Origin of the sequence: Streptomyces sp. x-19 (assembly GCF_046549115.1) — a bacterium.
GTDB lineage: Bacteria > Actinomycetota > Actinomycetes > Streptomycetales > Streptomycetaceae > Streptomyces > Streptomyces albulus_C.
Genome location: NZ_JAJPWK010000022.1, coordinates 33,828 through 57,487, shown reverse-complemented (window position 1 = coordinate 57,487; position 23,660 = coordinate 33,828). Strand labels below are relative to the sequence as shown.

The following is a 23,660-nucleotide window of genomic DNA, read 5'->3' as shown; positions in this document are numbered from 1 at the left end:
GGGTCAGTCGGCGCTCCGGCCGAGCTGGACGTTCTCCAGGATGCCGACGGCGTCGGGCACGAGGATGGCCTGCGAGTAGTAGGCGGTGACGAGGTACTTGATGATGGCGGCCTGGTCGATCCCCATGAAGCGGACGTTCAGACCGGGTTGGAACTCCTCGGGGATGCCGGTCTGGTACAGGCCGACGACGCCCTGGTCCGCCTCGCCGGTGCGCAGCGCGATGATGCTGCTGGTGTGGGCGCCGCCGATCGGGATCTTGCCGCACGGGAAGATCGGGACGCCGCGCCAGGCGGGGACCTCGTGGCCGTCGACGTCGGCCGTGCCCGGCACCAGTCCGCGCTTGTTGCACTGCCGGAAGAATGCGGCGATCGCCTTCGGGTGGGCCAGGAACAGTCGGGTCTTGCGGCGCATGGACAGCAACTCGTCCATGTCGTCGGGGGTCGGGGGGCCGGTGTAGGTGCTGATGCGTTGGCCGTAGTCGGCGTTGTGCAGCAGTCCGAACTCGCGGTTGTTGACGAGCTCCCACTCCTGGCGCTCGCGGATCTCCTCGACGGTGAGGCGGAGTTGCTGCTGGGTCTGGTCCATCGGCTCGTTGTAGAGGTCGGCGACGCGACTGTGGACCCGGAGCACGGTCTGGGTGAGGGAGAGTTCGTACTCGCGCGGGGCGAGTTCGTAGTCGACGTAGCCGCCGGACAGCGTGGGCTCGCCGACGTGGCCCGCCTGTACCGGCAGCTCCGCCTCCCCCTTGCGGTTCATGGGGCGCTGCTGCTGCTCCGCGTAGGCCGTGAGGTGTGCGGCCAGGGACGGCGCCCGTTCGGTGAACTCCTCGATCACGTCCCAGGGCAGCACCATCACGACGCCCTCGGTTTCGGCCCGCACGGAGCTCAACCACCGCGGTTCGGGTTGGCCGATCGCCTCGTCGCCCATCTGGTCGCCGTCCGTGACGACGCCGATGACCTCGTCCTCGCCGTACTTGCCGGGCTTGTACCGGGCGAACCGGCCGTGGACGACGAGGTATGCCTCGGTGGCGGCCTGGCCGGCTTCGAAGAGGACCTGGCCGGCCCGGACGTCACGGACGCGGAAGCGGCCGGCGATCTCCTTGAGGACCTCGATGTCGTCGTAGCCGCGCAGGACGGGGAGTTCGGTGAGGGTCTGCGGGATGACCTTGATGTCGTCCGCGCCGTTCTGCTCGAACTGGACGCGCCCCCGGCCGACTCGTAGCTGCAGACGCCGGTTGACCCGGTAGGTGCCACCCTTGACGTCCACCCACGGCAGCATCTTCAGCAGCCACCGCGAGGTGATGGCCTGCATCTGCGGCTCGGACTTGGTGGTGGTGGCGAGTTGGCGTGCGGCCTGTGTGGCGAGGCTGGTGCGCACGCTGTCTGCGGGTGGTTCGAGTGCGGGATCTTCGGTGACGGAACCGGTGACGCTGTCCGGTGTGGACACTTTCCCTCCCGGGACGTGAACAGAGATGAGCAGAACGGCCAGTGGTGCGCAGGGTGGCCGTGCGCAGGGACAAGCGAAACAGGCGGGAGATCATCTCGGTACGGCGCGAAGGGGGGCGCCTTCGCATTCAAGGGGCGCGAACATCAGAATGTTGCAGAAGAGGCTCACTCGCGTTTCCGCGCGCCCCCTCGCTACCACCATTCCCGGGAATGCATGCACCACGAGCAGCACCGACCAGGTCCCTCGTTGGTGAGTGCGTCGCACATTAATCCGAACGTCCTTTATTGCCAAGAGAGTTGGCCGGTGAGCGGAGTGGACGCCGCCTTGGCCTGTCTGCCCGACAACGCCAAGTGGCGCCGCCCAAGGGCACTTTCGCCTTGAGCGGCACCACGAGGAGGGTGCACCGCCGTCCCGATGTCGAGCGCGGCGGGATACCTAACGTCAGGGACGGAGCAGCGGTTTGATGCACTGTCTGGCGTCCATGGCGTGGAACGCCTTCGGTGCGTCGACCAGGTGGAAGGTCGCGTCGAACACGCCGCCCGGCCGGAGGGTGGAGTCGAGGACGTCGCCGACGAGTTCGGGCATGGTGACCCGGACGTTGGCACCGCCCCCACTGAGGGACAGGTTCTTGCCGAAGAGCTCCCAGAGAGGAAGGGAGACGCCCCACGGCAGACCCACGTAGCCGATCCGGCCGCCCGGCCGCGCGCAACCGATCGCCTGGCGCACGGACTGCAGCGTCCCGACCGCCTCGATCACGTGCCCGCTGCCGCCGCCGAGCAGCTCGGCGACCTCGGCCGCCCCCTCGTCCCCGCGCCCGGCGACGACGTCGGTCGCCCCGTGTGCACGGGCGAGTTGTTGCCGCAGCGGGTGCCGCGACATGACGACGATCCGCTCGGCGCCGAGCCGCCGACAGGCCAGGGTCGCGCACTGCCCCACGGCGCCGTCGCCGACCACCACGACGGTGGACCCCGGACCCACTCCCGCGTGCACCGCCGCCTCGTGCCCGGTGGGCAGCACGTCGGAGAGCGTGAGCAGCGCCGGCACCAGGTCGTCGGGCGGCACCTCGGGGAGGGCCAGGAGCGTCGTGTCGGCGAGGGGTACCCGCACGCACTCGGCCTGGCCCCCGTCGAGGGCGGTGCCGTCCGGCCCGAACTCGCCGAAGAACATGCCGCTTTCGCAGGCGATCGGCATCCCGCGCAGGCAGTCGGCGCAACTGCCGTCGGAGGTGCTGAACGGTGCGATGACGAACTGGCCCGGGCGCAGGGTGGTCACCCCGGCGCCCACGTCCGTGACGATCCCGACGAACTCGTGACCGCTGCGGATCGGCCGGGGCAGCGGGGACGTGCCGCGCAGGACGTGGAGGTCCGAACCGCACAGGCCTGCCGCCACCACCCGTACCAACACGTCCGTGGGTTCCTCGATGGCGGGCTCCGGGACGTCCTCGACGCGGACGTCGCCCTGGTGGTGCAGGACCACAGCACGCATCACGAATCCTCCTTCACCTTCGTGCCAGCGCGGTGCTGCGCATGAGGAACTCGGCCAGATACCCGTCGTGCGGAATGCCCGGTGGCAGCCACCAGGTGGGGCGGTCCAGGCCGTAGACGTTGCGGATCGACGGTTCGGCCAGCAGCGCGTCCACCAGGGCGTCGTCCTGCGTGGCGACGCCGACCACCAGTGACCGGCGCAGTGGTGCGGTGCCGCGCTCCGGTGACCAGGGGGCGACCCAGACGCAGGGGAACGGCATTTCCAGGGCGAGCTGTTCGGCGGCGGGGTCCTCCAGCAGGTGCACGGCCGGCCGCAGGGCGGCGCTGCCGTCCTCCAGGTCGTGCACGATGCCGGTGTTCCCCATCGCCCGTGCTCCCGTGGCGCGTTGCCGTAGGAACCCGGCGATCCGCCGCGCCTCGGCCAGTGGCAGGCAGGGGAGTTCGGCGTCCTCGTGCTCCGGTGGCAGCGGCCGCAGTGCGGCCAGCCGCTCCGCCAGGGCCTCGGCGAAACCCCGGGCGTCGCGTGCGACCAACACCGCGGTGGCGTTCAGGCAGGACACGCCGCCCAGTCCGCCGACCGAGTCCGCGATGACGTCGAGGTGCCGCTCCCACTCCCCGGTGACCAGTAGTTTGACCCGCCCGGGCCCCTGGGGCAGCACCGGCGTGCCCGACCAGCCCTTCGTGTAGCGGTCGACCACGTCGTCCCCGCCGAACACCATGGCGAGGTCCCCGCCGCGGATCAGCTCGTCGGCGACGTGGTGGTCGCAGGGCAGCAGGAGCACGTCCTCGTCCGCGAACCCCGCCGATCGGAGCGCGAGGATGAGTCGGTGTGCCGTGAACGGGTCACGCCGGGACGGCCGGACGGCGACGCGGTACCCCAGGGCCAGCGCCTCCAGCCACAACGAGTGGACCGCGGGGTGGTTGCCGGACGCGTTGACGCACAGCAACCTCCCCCGGCGGCGCCACAGGACCGCGCCGCCGTCCGCCACGTCGCCGTGCCGCCAGTCCGCCGGGAGCGCGCCACGGGGGCGGGCCTGCTCGGCGGCGCCGACCGCGTTCGCGGTGGCCGCGGCGACGGTGGCCGCCGCGGCCCGGACCACCGACACCGGGACGCCGGTCGTGCGGGCCACCCGCCGGTGGTGCTCGGCCGGCGTGAGCCCGCCGAGCCTGGCGGTGGTGAAGGCGGTGGCCGCCGCCCGGAACCGCCCGGTGAGTTCGGCCGGTAACCAGCCCGCTGCGACCGCCGGCCGCCGCCGCAGCCGGTCGGTGGTCCGCCCGACGTACAGCGCGGGGGCGAGCGTCAGCTCCGCGACTGGTCTGCCGGACACGTCCCGGACGGTCTCCCGCCGACTGGTGCGGTAGGTGCCGCCCGGGACCAGCGCGTCGATGAGTTCGAGCGCGCCGGCCCCGGACCCGGTCGCGGCGGCGCCGGGTGCGACCGCGTCCGCCGTCATCAGTACGCTCCCACGATCACCGGCACACCGGTGAACGCCTCGACGGGGCGGACGTCGGCGACGGAGTGGCCCGGCCGGCCCGCGGGCGCGGCGACCCGGCGGGCCACGTCGCGTTCGCGGTTGTTGGGGAGCAGGGCCGACTTGCTGAGGTGGTGCATGACCACCTGACCCGTCTCCCCGACGGCGACGGGATCGCCGCCGTCGGGGTCGACGACCTCGTAGGTGACGTTGGCCGAGGGCGAGTCGAAGGCGGAGTCGCCGTCGTCGGTGCCCTTCCGCTCGAAGGCGGCGCCGAGGGCCACGGTGCTCCCGTACAGGCCGTACACCGGGATGCCGGGGAAGACCTCGTCGGTCAGCAGGTCCCGGGTGTCCCGGTCCATGCTGGTGCCGCACCAGGTGATCACCTGCACCTGGTCGCGCACCAGCTGCACCAGCCGTTCGTCCCGTGCCAGTCGCCCCAGCAGCGGCGGCGGTGCCTGGACGGCCCCGATCCGCTGGCTTGCGAGCACGTCGGCGGTCTGCGCGAGGACGTGGTCGAGGTACCTTTCGGCCTCCTCGTCACGGCCCTCCCGCAGGCACCGGCGCACCCAGCGGGGGTCGAAGTCGACGGCGAACCGCACGCCCGCGCGGCGACGCGCGTGCTGTCCGGTGAGTTCGGCGTAGTCGTGCGGGCCGCTGGGTCCCATCGACAGCCAGTTCACGCCGCGTGGGTAGCCCCGCTCGTCCATGGCCCGCATGGCCTGGGCCATCTCGCGTTCCATCCAGTCGGCGAGGTACACCACCCGTTTCGGGGAGCCGGTGGTGCCGCCGCTCTCGAACACCCCGATGACGTCCGCGGCCCCGTCGTACCCCTTGGGCAGCAGGTCCTCCACCGGTGTGTGCCGCAGGTCGTCGATCGTCTGGGGGAACAGGCGCAGGTCGGCCGTGGTCCGCACGTCCGTCCGCGGGTCGAAGTCCAGCCGGTCCAGCCGGTCCAGCCAGAACGGCGTGCCCGTGCGCGGTGAGAAGTGCCACTCCATGGCTGCCTGGACGAGTTCGTCCGGGTCGACGTCCGCGTCGAGCGGAGCGTCCAGGACGGCCAAGGCGTCCGCTGTCTTCATCCCGACTCCCATCCGCTGCTTCGGCAGTCCGATAACGTCCGCACGTCGGTCAGCGCAGCTGGATGCCGGCGGACCGGACGGTGGTGAGGAACTCGCCGCGGGCGACCGCGCCGGCCACGGTCTCGATCTCGTCGGACATGTACCGGTCGTGGTCGAGGGTGGGCGCGAGGGAGCGGACTTTCTCGTAGGTGGCCTTGCCGGCGGTGCTGAGCCCCTCGTACCGGCCGGTGAGGTCCACGGCCTGGGCGGCCGCCAGGTACTCCACCGCGAGGATCTTGGTGTTGTTGGACAGCACTCGACGGGCGTTGCGCGCGGAGATCAGGCCCATGCTGACGATGTCCTGGTTGTCACCGTTGGACGGGACGCTCTGGGTGCTGGCCGGGCCTATGGTCCGGTTCTCGGCGATCAGCGCGGTCGCCGGGTACTGGGCGCCCGCGAAGCCGCTGTTGAGACCCGGTTCGCCGGCGACGAGGAACTCGGGGAGTCCGTAGCTGAGGTGCCGGTTGAACAGTCGGTTGCTCTGCCGCTCGGAGAGCACTCCGAGCTGGGTGAGGGCGATCGTGGTGAAGTCCATGGCGAACGCGACCGGTTGGCCGTGGTAGTTGCCGCCGTGGAAGACCTCCTTGCCCGGGAAGAACAGCGGGTTGTCGGTGGCGGAGTTGAGTTCGGTGTTCAGGGTGCCTTCCGCGTGGCGCAGCGTGTCCCGTACCGCGCCGAGCACCTGCGGGATGGCGCGCAGCGAGTACGCCTTCTGGAGGTAGACGTCGGTGCGGGTCACGTCGTCGCCGGACTTCTTGCTCTGGTATTCCGCACGCAAGTCCGAGTGGGAGACGGCGAGTTGGCTGTCGGCGAGCAGGGTGCGCAGGTTGGCGGCCGAGTCGATCTGGCCGCGGTGCGGACGGGCGAGTTCGTGGCCTTCGGCGAGGAACGGGCTGGTGGAACAGCGCAGGGTCTCCAGCAGCAGCGCGGAGACGATCTCCGACTGGTGGAGCTGGTCCAGGGCCCGGCCGACGACGAGCGAGCCCAGTCCGGTCATGCCGGAGGTGCCGTTGATGAGCGCCAGGCCCTCCTTGAACCGCATCTCCAGCGGCTCGATGCCTCGTTCGCGCAGCACCTCACCGGTCGGGACGCGCTTGCCGTCGCGCAGGACGTAGCCTTCGCCGATGACCGTGCAGGCGATGTGGGAGAGGGTCGCGAGGTCGCCGCTCGCGCCGAGCGAGCCGATCTCCGGGATCGCGGGGGTGATGCCGAGGTTGAGGTAGAGCGCCAGGCGCTCCAGGATCTCGGGGCGCACCGCGGAGTAGCCGCGTGAGAGGGCGTTCAGTCGCGCGGCGAGGATGGCTCGGGCCTCGTCCTCGGCGAACAGCGGGCCGACGCCAGCACTGTGACTGCGGATCAGATTGGTCTGCAGCTCGACCTCCTTGGAGGGGTCCACCTGCATGTAGATCATCTCGCCGTAGCCGGTGGTGACGCCGTACACCGCGGCCCCGTCGCGGACGATGTCCTCGAACTGCTGCCGGCTCGCGGCCGCCTTGGTCAGGACCTCGGGGGTCACGGAGCACGGCACGTAGTGCTCCGCGATGCGCCGGACGTCCTCGATGGCGAGGTTCTCGCCGTCGAACGCGATGGACTCCGTCGTCGTGCTGACTGTCGTGGTCAAGGCACTGTCTCCTTCTGGGGATCGTGGTGCGGTGGACGTGGGCAGGGGGGTGTGGACCGTGGGCCGGTGCGACCGGCGAGGTCCGGGGTTCGGGTGGCCGGCTGGCCACGGACGTGGCGATGCGCCACTCGCGAGAATGGGCACGGGTGGGCCTCATGGCACGGTCCGCTCGCCACCCTTGGGAACTCGTCGCGGTGAATGCAAGCCTCTCCCGGAAAGGTTTGACGCACTGCGCGGCACTGCCTTTTCACCGCGCGAACGAGAGTGCACGAGCGAATGACTTGGCGTCCGCCCGATCGACGCCACAGCGACGTCGACGCTCTTCCGCAGACCGCATACCGCCCGCTTCGCCGGTCAGGGCATCCGCCGCCGACCGAACCGAATACCGCAGCAGCGCGGACGATTTCGGAACGGATTCTTCGCCCGCTTCCCGCTATCGCGGAGAGCAGGAGTGGAACAGGTCGCCTGAAGGTCGGCAACCCCAACTCGGAAAGACCGGCACGGGCGGCTCACGTCCATGCCGTACGTCCTCGGACGATGCGTTCAACACGCTAACCGGCGTTCTCCCTTGGGTCAATCATTACCTTCCGGAAACCTAGCCCCGCGATGGGCTCGGCAGTCCCTCTCGCATCCCACCCACGTACGGATCACGCCACCGTACCCGCCGGTCCATTTTCCCCGCTGAACTCGGGTTTCCAGAAACGTGACGCCAGGTCCGCCGCGGCCGCATGGCCGGTTACCGGCGGCTGGTGCCAATCCATCGAGGCGTCGTCACCTCTCGGAAAATCCCTTGACGGACGGCCCTCTCGTTCACCGAGTGAATGGGGCTTATTCACAGCCGTCGGCCGGGGGCTTGCGACGCGTAATCGCCGTCATGCGGCGTCCGCCGGCCTGGTGCACCCAGGTGATCAACTCGCACCCCGTACCACCGTTGAACTGGCATGACGTAAACCTGAGAGAGCCGTCCCCTGGGCCTCAACACAGGCTGCAGCCACTCCAGTTCACGCCACGGCGCGGTTCCGGGCGGAGCAAAATCCGGCCGATCGGCAGACCCGGCCTTGCTGCCGTGGTGGGCTCCAGGTAATGATTTATTCAGGGATTTCTTCGGCGTAGAAAACCTCGCTCCGCACGGAAACTCACGGCACGCCAGCGTGCCCGGCGGACCGGGCTCCGACCGCTCAGCGTTCACGCCTGCCGTGACGCGTATCCCCTTTCCCACCGGCTTGCGCTCAGGTCGCAAAAAAGCCCAGCAGGCCTCGTACACCCGACGCAGGGAGTACCACCGTGAAACCCAAGGTCAACGATCGATTCAAGAAGGACGCAAGTATCGACGCCATCATGCACAGCCTCCACGAGAACGGTTATGCCGTCGTGGAGGAAGTGCTGCCACCCGAAACGGTGGACGCCCTATTAGGCGAGATGATGCCCCATATCGACGCCACCCCGTTCGGCCCGGACGCGTTCGCCGGGCAGAACACCAAGAGGACCGGCAGTTTGGTCGCCCGCTCGGCGACCGGACGGGATCTCATCGTGCATCCGCTGTGCACCGGCGTGGCGCGGGAGTTGCTGAAGTCCTCGACGGAGTTCCAGCTCTCGCAGACACAGCTCATCAGCGCCCACCCCGGCTCCGTCGCACAGAAGCTGCACAAGGACGAACTGGTCTGGGACTTCTTCCCGTTCGCCACCGACCACCACGTGATGTGCCAGTTCTTCTGGGCGCTCACCGACTTCACGGAGGCCAACGGCGCCACCCATGTGGTGCCCGGGAGCGACCCGCTGGCACCCGAGGACGTCGAGCCGGGCAGCTCGATGCCGGTGGAGATGAAGAAGGGGTCGGTCTTCATCTTCACCGGCAAGGTCGTCCACGGCGGCGGCACCAACCGCACCGACGAGGTCCGGCGGGGCCTGATCCTCAGCTACTGCTCCGGCTGGGTCCGCCAGGAGGAGAACCAGTACCTCGTCGCCCCGCCCGAACTGGCCCGCACACTGCCCGAAGAGCTCCTGAAGGTGATCGGCTACCAACAGGGCTGCTTCGCCATGGGCTACGCCGGCGACATCGAGGAACCGATGGACGTGCTGTTCGGCCGCAAGGCGGCCACCCCCGTCGTACCGTCGGAAGCCACCCGCCGGGCCGCCAACAAGACCGCACGCGAGTGGAGCAAGTCGGTCGCGGAGCAGACCGTCTGACGGCTCCGCCGGCACACACGGCGCCGCTCCCCACGGGCACCGACCGCAGCCGATGCCCGCACGCAGCGCGCCGTCGCCACAACGGACGTGCCGTCGCTCCTCGCCCGATGCCCATGGCCCATCCGATCCACCGGCCGCAGCGGTGACCCCGTCTGCGCCGAACCGACAAGGGGTGACAATGACTTCCGTCCAAGAGCCCGCATCCGTCATGCCGATCATGAACATGGTCTACGGCCTCTGGGTGTCCCAGACGCTCGTGACCGCGCACGAACGCGACGTGTTCGGCCGGTTCGCCGAACGCCCCGGCATGACCGCGGGGGAACTGGCCGATGCCCTGGGCCTCCAGGAGCGTCCGGTCGAGCAACTGATCACCGCCTGCGCGGCGCTCGGCCTCCTGGAGCGCGACGGCGCGGGGTACCGCAACACGCCGATGACCGCCCGGTACCTGCTGCGGGGCGGCGAGGACTACGTCGGCGGCTGGGTGGAGGTGGTCTCCCGGCACGACTACCCCGGTTGGCTGCGCCTGGACGAGGCGCTGCGCACCAACCGCCCGACGGCCTGGGACAGCGAGCGGCGAACCTCGCTGTTCGACGACACCAACCCCGTGATCCTGGAGACGTTCTGGGAGGGCATGAGCGCGATCTCCCGCCCGACGGCACGGGTCATGGCGGAGACCGTCGACCTGTCGACCAGCCGTGCCCTGATGGACGTGGGGGGTGGGGGCGGTGCCTACGCGATCGAGCTGTGCCGGGCCTACCCCGAACTGTCCGCCACGATCTTCGACCTGCCCTTCGTGTGCGACCTGACGCAGAAGAAGGTGGAGCAGGCCGGGCTCACCGACCGCATCTCCTTCACGCCGGGGGACTTCTTCGCCGACCCGCTCCCGGGCGGCAAGGACGTCATCCTGCTGTCCATGATCCTGCACGACTGGGACATCGACCGGTGCCGGAGCATCCTGCGGAGCTGTTACGACGCGCTGGCCCCCGGCGGGCAGTTGCTGATCAGCGAACTGCTCGTCGCCGACACCAAGGACGGCCCGCTCGACGCCACCCTGATGAGCCTGTCGATGCTGGTGGAGACGTTCGGCCGCAACTACACGGGCGAGGAGTACCGGTCCTGGCTGCTGGACGTCGGCTTCACCGACGTCGAGATCCGCCCGTTCGACGCCCCGGCCGCGAACGGGGTCGTCGTCGCCCGCAGGCCGTGAGGAACAGGGGACGCGGGCGGACGTGATCCCGTCGGCCGAGCCGCCTCGTCGTTGACGGTGGCGGGGCGGCGGCACCGCCCCACCGCGAGCCGGACAGCGGGGCGGACTCGCTCCGTCCCGCCCCACCTCGCCTCGCCCCGTACCGAACGACGCCCCGCCCCTGCCGTGGCAGGGGCGGGGCTGGTCCAGTTCAACTGGTGGTCGGGGATGTCTGTACGGAGTTCGCCCAAGCGGTGAGCAGTTGCTCGTACTCGGTTTGCTCCTCGGGCCATAGCGGCCGACCGACTCGGGCGGCCATGAACGCACGTATGCGCTCGTTGGCCTCGGCAGTGGCGTCTGGGACGCATGTGGGCGTCATGTCGCAGATAATAGGGGCATGAGCGGTCTGCGGCTATTACTGCTTTTGGATGACGTTCACAAGCTCTGACCTTGATGTGACGTTTCCTCACCATGGCGAGGCACCACACACCCCACCCGCACCGCCACGGAGCACCGAGCGGGGGACGTCGAGCGCGCCGGAAGAAAAACCGGCGGAATGAGAGTAAAAATTCCCCTCCGAGCAGCCTGGCGACTGGTTTACCGGAGCGTGGCGAGCCCTTGCCGGAGAGCGGCCGAATCTTTAGCGAGGGGGCTCGCCCCGTCGGCTGCTTTGCGCCAGCCGGCTCCCGCGTTGACGCGTATAGCACCCACTCCCCCTTACCACCACCCGTAGCCATTAGCGCCTTTTGGCGTGAATGCGCCCTCTTTGCCTTTTGTGGCATTCTGGGCTTTTGCGGGATGGGGTGCGCCTGCGTGCCGGCGTCCCGGGCGGGGCGGGCGCGGCACGAACCAGCAGGTGGTGAACCTCATGTGAGGCTGCGTCGCACGGTGGCCGAACCTCAGGGGAACGGACGGGTTGATCCTTTTTCGCCGTGTGCAGGCGCGTATTTTTATTGGCCTACACCTGCCTAGTTCGACTTCCGGTCGGGTCCTACGTTCTTCAACGACCCCATTCGATCGGATCGGAAAGGGGGCACAATGCTGGATTCCCTCTGCGCGTCGTTTTGACTTCGGCCGGAAGCGAGCCGGGATGGTCACTGGAAGCCCCCGGCGAGTAGCCGATTGATCGTTGTGAGGTATCCCTTAGTTCTGCCGTCGGCCGGGTTGCGGAAGTGCGCCGAACGGCGAACGCGGGTACGCCTCGATCGGCCTGCCAACCGTGGGTACGAAACGGCTGAGCCCGGGCGAAAAGGTCGAGGATCGACGGCACTCGCGGGCACCGGGAAACCATCGGGGAGCCGTATGTCCTTTGTCATCAACGGTACATCTGGGGTTATGCCCGGAACCGTTGGTGAATTCCCCTGGCTGAGGGCGCGTTGAGGATTTCGGCGTCCTCCGATACGTCATGGGACACCGCTTTCGGGCGATGACTGCTGCGCGTCGTCGGACAGGTGGTGCCCGAGGAACGGCACTTCTCACGGCACTGGCGCCGTTGCGGGTACGCCCGCGACGTCCGCATGCCCGCAACGGCCCGATCCCCCCGCTCAACAGGGCGAACGCGCCCTGACGCACCACACCACGGCACGCCCTCCGCCGGCCCCGCGGCACCCACGGGCCCGCCCCGACCCGCAGGTCCGGCGACATCGGATTCAGTGCGCGGAATGCGCACGAGGCGCTCAAGGAGCTCGCATGGTGAGAGAACCCGTCGACGGCCCGCCCGGCGACCCGCCGGAATCCACCACGCCCCCCGCGGACGACGGTGATTCAACGGCCGGCGTGGAACGCGCCTTCGCCACATTGCTCGCCGAGGTCGTGCGCACCGAACGGGTCGCGGTCGACGGTCATTTCTTCGCTGACCTCGGTGCCGACTCACTGGTGATGGCCCACTTCTGCGCACGGGTCAGAAAGCGGCCGGATTTGCCACCGGTGTCGATGAAGGACGTCTACCAGCACTCGACGGTGCGCAGCCTCGCCATCGCGGTGGCCGGTTCCGCGCCCGCCCGAACCGCTCCCGGCGCCGCGGAATCCGCCCCGCCCGCCGCACCGCCGGAAGAAGCGCCACTCGCCGGCAGCACCCTGCGCTATGTCCTGTGCGGGGCGGCGCAGTTGTTGTTCTTCCTCGGATATTCGGGCCTCGTCGCATTCGCCACCACGGGCGGATACCGGTGGGTGGCCGACGGTTCGGGAGCGAGCGGTGTCTACGGACGGGCGGTCGTCTTCGGGAGCGCCGAATTCCTCGGGCTGTGCGCTTTCCCGATCCTCGCCAAATGGCTCCTCATAGGCCGGTGGACGGCCCGCGCGTTTCCGGTCTGGGGGCTGACGTACCTGCGCTTCTGGATCGTGAAGGTCCTGCTGCACGCCAACCCCGTCGTGCTGTTCGTCGGCAGTCCCGTGTACGTGCTCTACCTGCGAGCCCTCGGGGCGAAGGTCGGCAGACACGTCACGATCCTGTCCCGCACGGTCCCGGTCTGCACCGACCTGCTCACGATCGGCGCCGGGTCGGTGATCCGCAAGGACGCGTTCCTGCTCTGCTACCGGGCCCACGCCGGGCGGATCCAGACCGGGCCGGTCGCCCTCGGCCGGGACGTGTTCGTGGGCGAGCGGACCGTCCTGGACATCGACACCTCGATGGGCGACGGTGCGCAGCTCGGCCACACCTCCGCGCTGCCGCGCGGCACGACCGTGCCCGGTGGCCAACGGTGGCACGGCTCGCCGGCGCAGCCCACCGAGGTCGACTACGTCCGGGTCCCACCGGTGCGGTGCGGCACCTGGCGACGGGCCGCGTTCGGCGTGGTGGGCCTGGCGAAGGCGTTGCTCCTCGGCGTGCCGCTGGTCGTCGCCGGCACCGCCCTGCTGCTGACCCGGGTCCCGGTGCTGGGCGGCCCGGACGACCTCGCCCCGCAGTCCGTCACCGCCGGCGCGCTGCTCCTCGACGCCCTGGTGCTCTCCCTCGTGGGGTTCTTCGGCTTCGTCGTCGTGGGACTGGCCGTGCTGGGCACCGTTCCGCGCCTGTTGCACCGGCTGCTCGTACCCGGGACGGCCTACCCGCTCTACGGCTTCCGTTACTCCGTGCACCGCACGGTCGCGCGGATGACCAACCTCAAGTTCTTCGTCTGGCTCTTCGGGGACAGCTCCGCCATCGTCAGCTACCTGCAACGGGGCCTGGGGTACCGCCTGTCCCCCGTCGAGCAGACCGGCTCGAACTTCGGCATCGGGCTCCAGCACGACTCGCCTTACCTGAGCACGGTCGGCACCGGCACGATGGTCGCCGACGGCCTGTCGCTGCTCAACGCCGAGGTCTCCCGGACCTCCTTCAGCGTCTCCCGCACGACGATCGGCAACCACAGTTTCCTGGGCAACTACATCGCCTATCCGGCGGGCGGGCGCACCGGCGACAACTGCCTGCTGGCGACCAAGGTGATGGTGCCGCTCGACGGGGAGGTCCGCACCGGTGTGGGGCTGCTCGGTTCGCCGTGCTTCGAGATCCCGCGGTCGGTGGAGCGCGACAGCCGCTTCGACCACCTGCGCAGCGGCGACGAACTGCAGCGGCGGCTGGCCGCCAAGAACCGCTACAACCTCCGCACCATCGGCCTGGTCCTGCTCATCCGGTGGGTGCACGTCTTCGGCCTGACGCTGCTGAGCCTGGCGACCGCCAACGGCGACGGCGGCGTCGGACTCGCCCTGGACGCCGGCTTCCTGGCGGGGAGCTTGGGGTTCACCGCCGTCTACTACGCGCTGGTGGAGCGGTGCATGACGCGGTTCCGCCCGTTGCAGCCGCAGGTCTGCTCCATCTACGACCCGTACTTCTGGCACCACGAGCGGCTGTGGAAGGTCCCCGACACCCACTTCAACGCCTTCAACGGCACCCCCTTCAAGAACCTCGTGTGGCGCCTGCACGGCGTCCGCCTGGGACGCCGGGTCTTCGACGACGGCTGCCACCCCTCCGAGCGGACCCTCACCACCATCGGCGACGACTGCACCCTCAACACCGGCAGCCGCATCCAATGCCACTCCCAGGAAGACGGCACCTTCAAGTCCGACCGCAGCACCCTCGGCGCCGGCTGCACCCTCGGCGTCGGTTCGCTCGTCCACTACGGCGTCACCCTGGGCGACGGCGCCACCCTCGCCGCCGACTCCTTCCTCATGAAGGGCGAGGACGTACCAGCCCACGCCCTCTGGGCGGGCAACCCCGCCACCGCGGTGCGCGACCACCGGCCGCATCGCTCCCCCGCGGACACTCCGACGGAACCCCCGGGGACGGTCGCCCGCCCGGCACCGTCACCGCGTTCCCCGCACCACGGCACGACCGTCGCCGAGCCCACCCCGGGCTGACGGGGCACCACAACGGCCCGCCGCCACCGGGCCGCACCGCAACGCCTCGCCCACGCACCGCGCCGAACCGCCGACCGGCACGCCCCGGCCCGAGCCAGCTAAGGAAGTCCGATGAAGACACCGAAGGACGATGACCGCGAGCGCCGGCGCACGGCCCCGACCGGCGCAGGATTCACCGTGGTCCCACGATGGACCGCCGCTCCGGAACCCGGCCTCGCCGATCACGAACTGCCGCTGTCCGACGCGCTGGTGACACGGTTGGAGCAGGTGGCCGACGCGCATGGCGTGCCCCTGGCAGCGGTGTTGTTGGCCGCGCACGCCGCGGTCCTCGCCGCACTGTCGGGGGAACCGGACGTCACCACCGGGTTCCGTGCCGCCGACGGCGGGCCGGCGCTGCCCTGCCGACTGTCCACCACACCCGGCACCTGGCGGGAACTGGCCCGGGAGTCCGCACGGGCGGTGCATGGTCTGAAGGTCGAACCGGGCCCCGAGCAGGCGCCGTTCGAGACCGAACTGGACCTCTCCGACGCCCACGGCGAGCTGGCCGACAGCACGGTGCTCCGGGTGGCGGCGGCGCGGGCCGATGGGCGGCTCACCCTGCGGCTGCGGTACCGCACCGACATGCTGGACGCGGACGCCGCGGCCCGAATAACCGGCTACCACCGCACGGCACTGGCCCGGTTCGCGGCGGATCCGGACGCCGAGCACCGACAGGGGACCCTGCTCTCCGACGCCGAACGCCGTTATCAGCTCGACGGGTTGGCCGGACCCGAGCGCGAGGTGCCCGACCGGCGCTTCCACGAACTGTTCGAGAAGCGGGTGCGCGCCCATCCGGACGCCGTCGCCGCCGTGCACGGCGCCCAGCGGTGGACCTACCGGGAGCTCAACGAACGGGCCAACCGCCTGGGGCACGCCCTGCTGGACCGGGGACTGGCCCGCGAGGACGTGGTCGCCGTCGTCACGGAACGCAATCTGGACTGGCTGGCCGCCGTCCTGGCCGTCTTCAAGGCCGGCGGCGTCTACCTCCCCATCGAGCCGGGCTTCCCCGCCGACCGCATCGCCGCCATGCTCACCCGCGCCGAGTGCCGGTTCGTGCTGACGGAACGCGACAGCACCAGCACCCTCGACCCGGCCCTGGCCACCCTGCCCGACATCCGCACGCTCGACGTCGACTCCGCCCGCCACGGCGGCCACGCAGCCGACGACCTGGGCGTCGCGGTCGGCCCCTGCCAACTCGCGTACATCTACTTCACCAGCGGCTCCACCGGGGAGCCCAAGGGCGCGATGTGCGAGCACGCCGGATTCCTCAACCACCTGCACGCCAAGATCACCGACCTCGGCATCACCGAAGGACAGGTCGTCGCCCAGACCGCCCCCCAATGCTTCGACATCTCCCTGTGGCAACTGGTCGCCGCCCTCCTCGTCGGCGGCCGCACCCACCTCGTCGACCAGCAGACAATCATGGACGTCCCACGCTTCGTCGACACCCTCGCCGACGGCCGCGTCACCGTCCTGCAAGTCGTCCCCTCCTACCTCGAAGCCGTCCTGTCCCACCTGGAACTCCACCCGCACCCGCTGCCCGACCTGCGGTGCGTCTCGGTGACCGGTGAGGCGCTGAAGAACGCACTCGTCCAGCGCTGGTTCGCCGCGCGGCCGGGCGTCCGGCTCGTCAACGCCTACGGCCTGACCGAGACCTCCGACGACACCAACCACGAGGTCATGGACCGGGCCCCCACCGACGGCCGGGTCCCGCTCGGGCCGTGCGTGCCCAACGTCCGCGTCTACGTCGTCGACGAGCGGCTGGAGCCGGTACCGCTGGGCGCCCCCGGGCAGATCGTCTTCTCCGGTGTCTGCGTCGGCCGCGGCTACGTCAACGACCCCGAACGCACCCGACTGGCCTTCCTCGACGACCCCCACCGTCCGGGGCAGCGGCTCTACCAGGGCGGCGACTACGGCCGGTGGCTGCCCGGCGGGAAGCTGGAGTTCCTCGGACGGCGCGACGCCCAGGTCAAGGTCCGCGGCTTCCGCATCGAGATCGGCGAGATCGAGAACGCCCTGCTGCGCGTGCCCGGCGTCCGGGACGGGGCCGTGGTGGTCGCCGGGGACGACCGGCAGGGCAAGCACCTGGTCGCCTTCTACAGCGGTCCGGGGCCGTTGACGGCGGACGTCCTGCGCGGGCGGTTGACCGAGTCGCTGCCGCCCTACATGGTCCCCGGTGCCTTCCACTGGCGGGCCCGGTTGCCGTTGACGCCCAACGGCAAGACCGACCGGACGGCGCTCACCGCCCTGGCCGCCGGGGCCGGGACGCCCGAGGAGGGCCGCCGTGCACCGCGCACCCCCACCGAACGGCGGTTGGCCCGCGCCTGGGCGGAGGTCCTCGGCGTCCCCGCGGACCGGATCGGGCGCGGCGACCACTTCTTCGACCGGGGCGGCACCTCACTGTCGGCCGTCAAACTGGCCATCGCGCTCGACCGCGCGGTGTCGCTGAAGGACCTCACCCGCCACCCGGTCCTCGCCGACCTGGCCGAACTGGTCGACGGCCGCCGCGAGACGAGCCACGATGTGCTGCACACCCTCACCGAACCGGCCGACGAGCCCCTCGGCCACCTGGTGTGCTTCCCCCACGCCGGGGGCAACGCGGTCACCTTCCAGCCGCTGGCCCGGGCGCTCGGGAACGGCGGTTGGGCTGTGCACGCCGTGGAACTGCCCGGCCACGACCCGGCCGCCCTCGACGAGCCGTTCGCGCCGCTGCACGACGTCGTCGAGCGGACCGTCGCCGAGATCGCCCGACGCGGTCTGACCGGGCTCCTGCTGTGGGGCCACTCGTCGGGCGCGGCGCTGGCCGTGGCCACCGCCCAGCGGCTGCAAGCCCGTGGGACGCCCGTGCGGCGGGTGTTCGTCGGCGCCCAGCTGCTCGGTTCGGCGGCCGAACGGCGCGCCGCGGCAGGCGCGTTGGCCATCCGGAGCGACGCCGAGATCGCCAAGGAACTGGGCGCGGACCACGACCGGCACCCGCTCGGCGCGCCCGACTCCGCACCCGCCCTGCGCGCCGGCGCCGCCTACCGGCACGACTGCCTGGCCGCACACCACTTCTTCGCCGAGCTCCTCGACCGCCCGCCGGCCACGAAGCTGACCGCACCGCTCACCGTCGTCGTCGCCGACGACGACCCGGGTACCGCCGACGCCGTCCGGGCGCACGACGACTGGGGACTGCTGGCCGACCGCGTCGCGCTGCACCGGATTCCCGACGGCGGCCACCTGTTCCCGCGCATCCGCCCGACCGAGGCGGCCCGCGCCGTACTCGCCGCCGTCCCCCTGCCGACCTCTTCCTGAACGGCACGCCGGAGACACCGGCCGCGCCGGACACCCACCCGCACCCCCGTACGCACCCACCACAGGAGAGCACCCGACATGTCATCGCCACCGTCAACGACCCTGCCCGGCGTGGAACTGCGGCCCGGGAAACCACCGTTGCTCCTGGCCGACGCCCACGGCGACCCGGCGGACTGGGCGGCCCGGCACAAGGACGCGCTGCGGGCCACCGTCGCCGCACACGGCGCCGTCCTGGTCCGCGGTCTCGGTCTGCACGACGCCGCCGCGGCGGTGGCCACCTTCACGGCCCTGTCCGCCGATCTGATGGCGGAGACGGAGAGCTTCGCCCCCCGGCACAGTTACGGCGCGGGCGTGTACTCGTCGTCCAAGTGGCCGCAGAACCAACCGATGTGCATGCACCACGAACTCAGCTACACGCTCCGCTTCCCCCGCCTGATGCTCTTCGCGTGCCTGACCGCCCCCACCGACGGCGGGGCCACCGCGGTGGCGGATGCGACGAGCGTGTTGAACGCCCTGCCCAGGAAAGTGGTCAAGCGCTTCGAACGGCAGGGCTGGTTGCTGACCCGCAGCTACAACGACGAGATCGGGGCCTCCGTCGCCGAAGCGTTCGGCACCGACGACCGCGAGGCCGTCGAACGCTACTGCCGCGCCAACGCCATCGCCTTCGACTGGCAACCCGACGGCACCCTCCACACCCGCCAACGCCGCAGCGCCGTCGTGCGCCACCCGGTCTCCGGACAGCGCTGCTGGTTCAACCAGATCGCCTTCCTCAACGCATGGACGATCGCCCCGGAGATCCGGGAGTACCTGGTCGACACCTACGGCGCCGACGGACTCCCCTTCAACACCCGCTACGGCAACGGCGACCCGCTGGACCCGGACGTCGTCGAGCTGGTGAACACGGTCTACCAGACCCACACCGCACGCGAACCGTGGCAGGACGGCGACCTGATGGTGGTGGACAACATCCGCACCGCACACAGCCGGGAGCCGTTCGACGGCCCCCGCGACGTCCTCGTCGCGCTGGCCGACCCGATCCGCCTGTCCGACTGCTCCCCCAGCATCGAGGTGACCGCACCGTGACCACCCTGCACCCGCCCGTTCCGCAACCCGCCGATCCCGTGCCGCCCACCGCGCCGTCGTTCGCAGTGATCTCCGGGGCGCAGGTCCAACGCGCCCTCCAGGGCAGGGCACCCGAGATCGTGGACCTGATCGAGGCCACCTACCGCCTGCACGGCACCGGCGACACCATCAACCCACCCTCCTACTTCCTACGCTTCCCCGACCGCCCCACCTCCCGCATCATCGCCCTCCCCGCCTCCCTCGGCGGACCCACCCCCGTCGACGGCCTCAAATGGATCTCCAGCTTCCCCACCAACGTGGCCAACGGAATCCCCCGCGCCTCCGCCGTCCTCATCCTCAACGACCACGACACCGGCTACCCCTTCGCCTGCCTGGAAAGCTCCATCATCAGCGCCACCAGGACCGCAGCCTCCGCCACACTCGCCGCCAACCAACTCACCCACAACCGACCCCGCCCCCGCACCATCGGCTTCTTCGGCACCGGCCTCATCGCCCGCTACATCCACACCTTCCTCACCCAAACCGGCTGGGAATTCGACCAGATCGGCATCCACGACCTGTCCCCGGACAGCGCCGCCGGCTTCCGCCTCTACCTGGAGCAGTCGGGCGCCAAACAGTGGATCACCGTGCACGACAGTGCCGAGCAGCTGATCCGCACCAGCGACCTGGTCGTCTTCGCCACCGTCGCCGCCCGCCCGCACGTCAGCGAGGCCGCGTGGTTCGACCACCACCCGCTGGTGCTGCACGTCTCGCTGCGCGACCTCGCCCCCGAGATCCTGCTCTCCGCCACCAACATCGTCGACGACGTCGAACACTGCCTGAAGGCCGACACCTCTCCCCACCTTGCCGAACAGCTCACCGGGCGGCGGGACTTCCTGCTCGGCACACTCGATGACGTGCTGACCGGGCGGGTGGCGGTTCCCCCCGACCGGACCGTGGTGTTCTCGCCCTTCGGCCTCGGCGTCCTCGACCTCGCGGTCGGCAAACACGTCTACGGCGAGGTGGCCCGCTCCGGCGAACTGCACGTCGTCGACGACTTCTTCCACGAGCTGCGCCGCCATGGCTGACCGGCCCAGAGCACTGTCGCTGATGAGGTGGACGTCATGACGGTCATTTCCGTTCCGATGGAGTTCAACGCCGAGGACCTCTACGTCGACCTGCGGTCGATCGTGGGGCAGGCACTGTTCCTGAAATGCGAGGGTTTCAACTTCGCCGGTTCGATCAAGCTCAAGGCGGCGAGCGAGATGGTGGCGGCCGCCGAGCGGAACGGCGTCCTCAAACCGGGCTGCATCCTGGTCGAGTCCTCCTCCGGGAACCTGGGCGTGGCGCTGAGCATCATCGCCGCCAGCAAGGGCTACGGATTCCTGTGCGTGACCGACGCCCGCTGCAACCTCTCGGCGCGCCGGTTCATGGAGGCGATGGGCGGCCGGGTGCACATCGTCGCCGAGCCGGCGGCCGAAGGCGGTCTGCTCGGCGCGCGGATCGCCCACGTCGGGGCGTTGTGCGCGGCCGACGAACGCTACGTGTGGCTCAACCAGTACGCCAACGCCAACAACTGGCGGGCGCACTACCGCACCACGGCGCCGGCCATCGCCCGCCGCTTCCCGCAGCTCGACGTGCTGTTCGTCGGCGCCGGCACCACCGGGACGCTGATGGGCTGCGCCCGCTACTTCCGGGAGTGGCACCGCCGGGTGCGGGTGGTGGCCGTGGACAGCGTCGGCTCGGTGACCTTCGGCGGCGAGCCGGGCCGACGGATGATCCCCGGGCTGGGGACGAGCGTGCGTCCGGCGCTGCTGGACGAGTCCTACGTCGACGACCTGGTCCGCGTCGAGGAGGCGGACACCGTGCGGGCCTGCCACCGGCTGGCCCGGCGCGGCTTCCTGTTCGGCGGGTCCACCGGCACCGTCGTCAGCGGCGCCGTGGAGTGGCTGTCCCGGAACGACGGCCACGCGGTGACCGCGGTGGCGATCGCCCCGGACCTCGGCGAGCGGTACCTGGACACCATCTACCAGACCAACTGGCTCCAGGCCCTGTACGGCGAGGGGGTGCTGGCCACCGAGGAACTCGCGGCGGACGTGAGGTCGGCCTGAGCGGCGCCGGTCGCGCACCGGTTCCCGGTGTGGATCCACCCGGGCTCCACCCCTGAGTGGATCCACTCCACCCGGCTCGGGTGCGAAGCTGGCGACGCACGACCCCGCATCGGGGTACGGGGTCCGGGAACGACCGGGAGGTGCCGTGCTGCACCACGTCGTACACACCGCGCTCGTCGTCACCCTCTGGGCCTGGGCGGCGGCCGAGGTGCTGCTCCAGGTGCGCCAGCGGTGGCGCAGTGAGCGCACGGAGCGGACCGAGCGGCTCAGTCTGCTGGTCTTCCCGGTGCTGATCGGCGGCGGGATCGCCCTGGCGGCGCCGCTCCGGGCCGCGGTGCCGGCCCTGTCGTACTCCACGCAGTCGCCGACGGTGCGTCTGGCGGTGCTGGTGGTGGCCTGGGCCGGGATCGGGATCCGGCTGTGGGCGATCGTCGCGCTGGGCCGTTTCTTCCGCGGCACGGTGCACATCCAGCACGGCCACCGGGTGGTGGCCTCGGGTCCGTACCGCTACGTCCGGCACCCTGCCTACAGCGGCATGCTGCTCGCCGCCGCGGCCCTGGCGCTGCTGCTCGACAACGCGGCGTCGTGGCTGGTGTGCACGGTGTGCTGTCTGCTCGCCGTGGGCTACCGGATCCGCGTGGAGGAGCGGATGCTGCTCGACGCGTTGGGCGAGGAGTACCGGTCGTACGCGGCCCGGACGCGGAGGTTGGTGCCGGGCGTGTGGTGAGCCGGCGCCGTCATCCGTCGGCGTCCTCCAGGAACGCGGCGAGGTGGAAGAGGGCGGGCAGCGCGGCTCGGACGGCCGCGCGGTCGGGTTCGTCCAACGACGCCAGGGCCGCGTCCAGCCGGTTCTCGTGGGCGCGGGTCCAGGCCGCGAGCTGGTCGCCGCCGGCCGGGGTCAGTGTGACGGCGGAGGCGCGGCGGTCCGCGGGGTCGACGGCCCGGGCGACCAGGCCGGCGGTGATCATCTGCCCGATGAGGCCGCTGACGGTGCTGGCGGCCAGGCGTTGGCGGGCGGCCAGGTCGCCGATCCGCGCGGGTGAGTGCGCGGCGAGCACCTGGAGCAGTTCGACCTGGGCCATGGGCAGCGTCTCCCACGGGTAATCGGTGCGGATCGATGCGCGCAGAGCGCGCCGCAGACGGGTGACGGCCTCGGTCAGCCGGTGGGCGTCCGCCGACCGGTGCACGGGGCGGTGGGAGCGGGGCTGCGGCGGCATGCGGGCACTTTACCTGCGCTGTTCGCCACGGATCCCCGGGGGAATTTCGGTGTCCGATGTAATCTCGGGCCCGTCCTGCCCGGCAGTCCGCCGGGTCCGCCCGTGAGAACGGTCGACCGTATGAACCTGGCGTATCTGCCGAGCCCCTCGCAGGGGGTCTGGCACCTGGGCCCCGTGCCCATCCGCGCGTACGCGCTCTGCATCATCCTGGGCATATTCGTCGCGGTGTGGTTGTCCCAGCGCCGGTGGGCGGCGCGCGGACGGGATCCCCAGGAGATCGCCGACATCGCGATGTGGGCGGTGCCGTTCGGCCTGCTGGGCGGCCGGCTCTACCACGTGATCACCGACCCCGAGCTGTACTTCGCACCGGGGAAGCGCCCCATCGAGGCGCTGTACGTCTGGAACGGCGGCCTCGGCATCCCCGGTGCGGTGGCGCTCGGCGCGTTCGGTGCCTGGCTCGGGTGCCGTCGGCGCGGCATCAAACTGGCCGACTTCGCCGACGCGGTCGCCCCCGGTCTGGTCCTGGCGCAGGGCATCGGCCGCTGGGGCAACTACTTCAACCAGGAACTGTACGGCGGTCCCACGAACCTGCCGTGGAAGTTGCTGATCGACCCCGCCCACCGGCCCCCGGACAGCCCCACCGTCGCGTTCTACCACCCCACGTTCCTGTACGAATCGCTGTGGGACGTCGGCGTCATGGCCCTGCTGCTCTGGCTCGACCGCCGGTACCGGCTGCCCCGCGGCCGGTTGTTCGCCATCTACGTCCTGGCGTACGCGGCGGGCCGGGTCTGGATCGAGGCGCTCCGCATCGACCACGCCAACCACTTCCTGGGGCTGCGCCTGAACGACTGGGTCTCGGCGGCCCTGATCGTCGGCTCGCTCACCTACATCCTCGTCACCTGGCGCCGCTCCCCCGGAAAGGGCCCGGAACCGGACGACGCGGACCGTTCGGACGGCCTCAGCACCGGCACGAAGTAGCCCGCCCGGCGCCGTCCGCCCCCGCGGCGCGCCGACGGCCTTCGTCGTCGGGGCCGGGGTCGGGGGCGGGGCGCGGCGGGCGTCCGAAACAAGGCGTAGGTTCGCCCCAA

At 70.7% G+C, this 23,660-nt stretch carries 15 protein-coding genes; 9 read left to right on the top strand and 6 right to left on the bottom strand.

The window, feature by feature from the left end:
* Positions 1-3 precede the first annotated feature (3 nt).
* The 5 genes from ACLJT4_RS33170 to cmdF form a co-directional block, all read right to left on the bottom strand.
* Positions 4-1,446 carry a family 2B encapsulin nanocompartment shell protein gene (locus ACLJT4_RS33170; protein ID WP_411128059.1) on the bottom strand — a complete coding sequence of 481 codons (1,443 nt, stop codon included), beginning with the start codon at positions 1,444-1,446 and terminating at the stop codon, positions 4-6.
* Between the two features lie 441 nt (positions 1,447-1,887).
* Positions 1,888-2,931, bottom strand: coding sequence for an alcohol dehydrogenase catalytic domain-containing protein (locus tag ACLJT4_RS33165; protein WP_411128057.1), 1,044 nt, complete (start codon positions 2,929-2,931; stop codon positions 1,888-1,890).
* Positions 2,932-2,944: 13 nt separating this feature from the next.
* A complete protein-coding gene (locus ACLJT4_RS33160; protein ID WP_411128055.1) occupies positions 2,945-4,384 on the bottom strand; it encodes an aldehyde dehydrogenase family protein in 1,440 nt (479 codons plus the stop codon).
* A complete protein-coding gene (locus tag ACLJT4_RS33155; protein WP_411128053.1) occupies positions 4,384-5,484 on the bottom strand; it encodes an AMP-binding protein in 1,101 nt (366 codons plus the stop codon). Before ACLJT4_RS33155 ends, ACLJT4_RS33160 begins: the two co-directional genes overlap by 1 nt.
* Positions 5,485-5,533: 49 nt before the next feature.
* Entirely contained in the window at positions 5,534-7,144 is a 1,611-nt protein-coding gene (gene cmdF / locus ACLJT4_RS33150; protein ID WP_411128051.1) for a tyrosine 2,3-aminomutase, read from the bottom strand.
* A gap of 1,284 nt (positions 7,145-8,428) precedes the next feature.
* Here cmdF and ACLJT4_RS33145 point away from each other — a divergent pair.
* The 8 genes from ACLJT4_RS33145 to ACLJT4_RS33110 all read left to right on the top strand — a co-directional run bounded on the left by ACLJT4_RS33145 (position 8,429) and on the right by ACLJT4_RS33110 (position 22,082).
* Positions 8,429-9,331 carry a phytanoyl-CoA dioxygenase family protein gene (locus ACLJT4_RS33145; RefSeq protein ID WP_053165166.1) on the top strand — a complete coding sequence of 301 codons (903 nt, stop codon included), beginning with the start codon at positions 8,429-8,431 and terminating at the stop codon, positions 9,329-9,331.
* A gap of 178 nt (positions 9,332-9,509) precedes the next feature.
* Positions 9,510-10,538, top strand: coding sequence for a methyltransferase (locus ACLJT4_RS33140; RefSeq protein ID WP_411128049.1), 1,029 nt, complete (start codon positions 9,510-9,512; stop codon positions 10,536-10,538).
* A 1,668-nt stretch (positions 10,539-12,206) separates the two neighbouring features.
* Complete coding sequence (locus ACLJT4_RS33135) at positions 12,207-14,849, top strand: Pls/PosA family non-ribosomal peptide synthetase (protein ID WP_411128047.1); 2,643 nt, start codon at positions 12,207-12,209, stop codon at positions 14,847-14,849.
* Positions 14,850-14,960: 111 nt separating this feature from the next.
* The gene (locus ACLJT4_RS33130) at positions 14,961-18,182 is read left to right on the top strand and encodes a non-ribosomal peptide synthetase (protein ID WP_411128045.1); all 3,222 of its coding nucleotides are present in this window, start codon (positions 14,961-14,963) and stop codon (positions 18,180-18,182) included.
* Positions 18,183-18,260: 78 nt separating this feature from the next.
* Entirely contained in the window at positions 18,261-19,265 is a 1,005-nt protein-coding gene (locus tag ACLJT4_RS33125) for a TauD/TfdA family dioxygenase (RefSeq protein WP_411128043.1), read from the top strand.
* Positions 19,262-20,332, top strand: a complete 1,071-nt coding sequence (gene sbnB, locus ACLJT4_RS33120) for a 2,3-diaminopropionate biosynthesis protein SbnB (RefSeq protein WP_411128041.1) — start codon at positions 19,262-19,264, stop codon at positions 20,330-20,332. Before ACLJT4_RS33125 ends, sbnB begins: the two co-directional genes overlap by 4 nt.
* Before the next feature lie 36 nt (positions 20,333-20,368).
* Entirely contained in the window at positions 20,369-21,355 is a 987-nt protein-coding gene (gene sbnA / locus ACLJT4_RS33115) for a 2,3-diaminopropionate biosynthesis protein SbnA (RefSeq protein ID WP_411128039.1), read from the top strand.
* A 145-nt stretch (positions 21,356-21,500) separates the two neighbouring features.
* Positions 21,501-22,082, top strand: coding sequence for a methyltransferase family protein (locus ACLJT4_RS33110; protein WP_411128037.1), 582 nt, complete (start codon positions 21,501-21,503; stop codon positions 22,080-22,082).
* A gap of 10 nt (positions 22,083-22,092) precedes the next feature.
* Here the strand turns inward: ACLJT4_RS33110 and ACLJT4_RS33105 are convergent, their stop codons facing one another.
* Positions 22,093-22,572, bottom strand: coding sequence for a MarR family winged helix-turn-helix transcriptional regulator (locus ACLJT4_RS33105; RefSeq protein ID WP_233661964.1), 480 nt, complete (start codon positions 22,570-22,572; stop codon positions 22,093-22,095).
* A gap of 120 nt (positions 22,573-22,692) precedes the next feature.
* Here ACLJT4_RS33105 and lgt point away from each other — a divergent pair, with 120 nt between their 5' ends.
* Positions 22,693-23,550 (top strand): prolipoprotein diacylglyceryl transferase, encoded by an 858-nt coding sequence (lgt, locus tag ACLJT4_RS33100; protein ID WP_411128035.1) that lies wholly within the window; start codon positions 22,693-22,695, stop codon positions 23,548-23,550.
* The last annotated feature ends 110 nt before the right edge of the window (positions 23,551-23,660 follow it).

Excerpts from the sequence above, each read along its gene's own strand:
- sbnA (WP_411128039.1), top strand. The coding sequence starts at position 20,369 with ATGACGGTCATTTCCGTTCCGATGGAGTTCAACGCCGAGGACCTCTAC.
- ACLJT4_RS33105 (WP_233661964.1), bottom strand. The coding sequence starts at position 22,572 with ATGCCGCCGCAGCCCCGCTCCCACCGCCCCGTGCACCGGTCGGCGGAC.
- ACLJT4_RS33165 (WP_411128057.1), bottom strand. The coding sequence starts at position 2,931 with ATGCGTGCTGTGGTCCTGCACCACCAGGGCGACGTCCGCGTCGAGGAC.
- ACLJT4_RS33160 (WP_411128055.1), bottom strand. The coding sequence starts at position 4,384 with ATGACGGCGGACGCGGTCGCACCCGGCGCCGCCGCGACCGGGTCCGGG.
- ACLJT4_RS33125 (WP_411128043.1), top strand. The coding sequence starts at position 18,261 with ATGTCATCGCCACCGTCAACGACCCTGCCCGGCGTGGAACTGCGGCCC.
- ACLJT4_RS33130 (WP_411128045.1), top strand. The coding sequence starts at position 14,961 with ATGAAGACACCGAAGGACGATGACCGCGAGCGCCGGCGCACGGCCCCG.
- lgt (WP_411128035.1), top strand. The coding sequence starts at position 22,693 with ATGAACCTGGCGTATCTGCCGAGCCCCTCGCAGGGGGTCTGGCACCTG.
- ACLJT4_RS33155 (WP_411128053.1), bottom strand. The coding sequence starts at position 5,484 with ATGAAGACAGCGGACGCCTTGGCCGTCCTGGACGCTCCGCTCGACGCG.
- ACLJT4_RS33140 (WP_411128049.1), top strand. The coding sequence starts at position 9,510 with ATGACTTCCGTCCAAGAGCCCGCATCCGTCATGCCGATCATGAACATG.
- ACLJT4_RS33135 (WP_411128047.1), top strand. The coding sequence starts at position 12,207 with ATGGTGAGAGAACCCGTCGACGGCCCGCCCGGCGACCCGCCGGAATCC.